Origin of the sequence: Vibrio fujianensis (genome assembly GCF_002749895.1) — a bacterium.
GTDB lineage: Bacteria > Pseudomonadota > Gammaproteobacteria > Enterobacterales > Vibrionaceae > Vibrio > Vibrio fujianensis.
This window is the reverse complement of record NZ_NBUS01000021.1, coordinates 2,775-4,528: the sequence shown is the minus strand read 5'-3', so window position 1 is coordinate 4,528 and position 1,754 is coordinate 2,775. Positions and strand designations below refer to the sequence as shown.

The following is a 1,754-nucleotide window of genomic DNA, read 5'->3' as shown; positions in this document are numbered from 1 at the left end:
TCAGCATGGTAAGCCAGATGCCTAACAAAGCATTTAAGAGTGATTCGCAACGCTTGGCAGTTTCGCTTCGCTCAAGTATAGCCAAGCGCTGCTCACACCTTAATGCGGCGTTATAACACAGAATCAATTCCTTGCTCGTAAATCTCAATTGAACTACTATTTGTACATTAAATTGTACCAAATGGAGTTCATTATGAGCCGTATTCACCTTGATCAAGATATTCAGCCTTTGTCTGAGTTCCGTGCTGGCGTTGCATCATTTATCAAACAGATCAATGAAACTCGTCGACCATTAGTTATTACACAACGAGGTAAAGGTGTAGCCGTTGTTCTTGACGTTGCCGAGTATGAAGCGATGCAAGAGAAAATCGAATTACTTGAAGAAATGCGTACTGCAGAAGCTCAATTGGCTGCAGGTTTGGGTGTATCAAACGCAGATGCTCGTTCACAAGTTCTGGGACGCATCATCAAATGAAAGTAGTTTGGTCACCTCTAGCGTTACAAAAACTAGGTGATGCTGCAGAGTTTATTGCTTTGGACAACCCCTCAGCTGCAGAAAAGTGGGTGAATGATGTGTTCGACAAAACGGAATTGATCGGCTCAATGCCAGAAATGGGCCGCATGGTTCCTGAAATGCCTCATACGAACTACCGTGAAATAATTTTTGGCCATTACCGCATTATTTATAGTTTGGGCCTCGAAATACGTGTTCTAACAGTCCGTAACTGTCGTCAATTGCTCACGGAACATGATGTGTGAAACTGTGTTATAACAAATGCTTCAAGAGGGACAGCCAACGCGTGGCATTTTTGCTATGCGTTGATTTTTGTGGTTACGGTGTTATGCAGTAAGTTGGTAGTAGCATTGGCTGCCCCTTAAGCGGGCGTTAACAGTATTGAGGAAATTTCGTGGCTGATTACATAGATAAAAATATTCTTAGTCAGGCGTATATTAACGTTGAACCAGCGGGAATTGAAACTGAAGAACAGCTTGAAGCGTTCAAAGAAAGCATAAGAGCTTTTGCGTTAAGTCGTACAGAGTTTTTTTTATCCGAAGGGCTTGATATAAATATTGAGTTTGAAGAAGGGTCGATTAAAACACGAGTAACTGTTATCGGTACATTAATGCTTCTACTACAAGGCATTAGCTCATACAAAGATTTTAGAGAAGGTCTTCAACTCCTCTATTCGGATTCAAAGTGGTTGTCAGATGCAATCATATCGGAGTTTTTGTATCAAACCAAAGCGAAACACCATGATGTAATTCGGGTTGAAGCTAGGACTGGAATAATTGGCTCTGTTCATAAGGTATTGAATCAGCTAGAAAGAATTAAAAGTGGCGCAAACGGCGCTATGCTTGCTTCCGACATTGTTGAAAAAATTGATGATGTTCAAGATGAACTATCAAAGTTAATGGGCAATATCTGTGACTTAAATGATCGCAACTTAGTCGCTACAGAGTGCAAATATTTGGTTCAAGAATTACCAGAGATACCAGTACCTCCGAAAGATAAAACCAATAGCAATCGTGCTATCAACGAATATCGACGCAAAAAGTCTACACTCAGCGCCTCTATAGATATTCATGTGATTGTCAAAGAGTAAGGTGAAAGCATACTGTTAACAAAGCATTTAAGAGTGATTCGCAACGCTTGGCAGTCTCGCTTCGCTCGAGTATAGCCAAGCGTCGCTCACACCTTAATGCGGCGTTATGCGATTCATGAGGTCAGCGAAAGGAATAGAAATTTATGTACA

The 1,754-nt window shown here is 41.1% G+C and carries 3 protein-coding genes; all 3 read left to right on the top strand.

Annotation, left to right across the window (positions count from 1 at the left end):
- The first annotated feature begins 193 nt into the window (after nucleotides 1–193).
- The 3 genes from B7C60_RS00500 (at nucleotide 194) to B7C60_RS00485 (ending at nucleotide 1,604) form a co-directional block, all read left to right on the top strand.
- Complete coding sequence (locus B7C60_RS00500; RefSeq protein WP_172953210.1) at nucleotides 194–475, top strand: type II toxin-antitoxin system Phd/YefM family antitoxin; 282 nt, start codon at nucleotides 194–196, stop codon at nucleotides 473–475.
- A complete protein-coding gene (locus tag B7C60_RS00495; RefSeq protein WP_000869991.1) occupies nucleotides 472–759 on the top strand; it encodes a type II toxin-antitoxin system RelE/ParE family toxin in 288 nt (95 codons plus the stop codon). The genes B7C60_RS00500 and B7C60_RS00495 overlap by 4 nt, the downstream gene beginning before the upstream one ends.
- A 149-nt stretch (nucleotides 760–908) precedes the next feature.
- Nucleotides 909–1,604, top strand: a complete 696-nt coding sequence (locus B7C60_RS00485) for a hypothetical protein (protein WP_099609980.1) — start codon at nucleotides 909–911, stop codon at nucleotides 1,602–1,604.
- Nucleotides 1,605–1,754 lie beyond the last annotated feature (150 nt).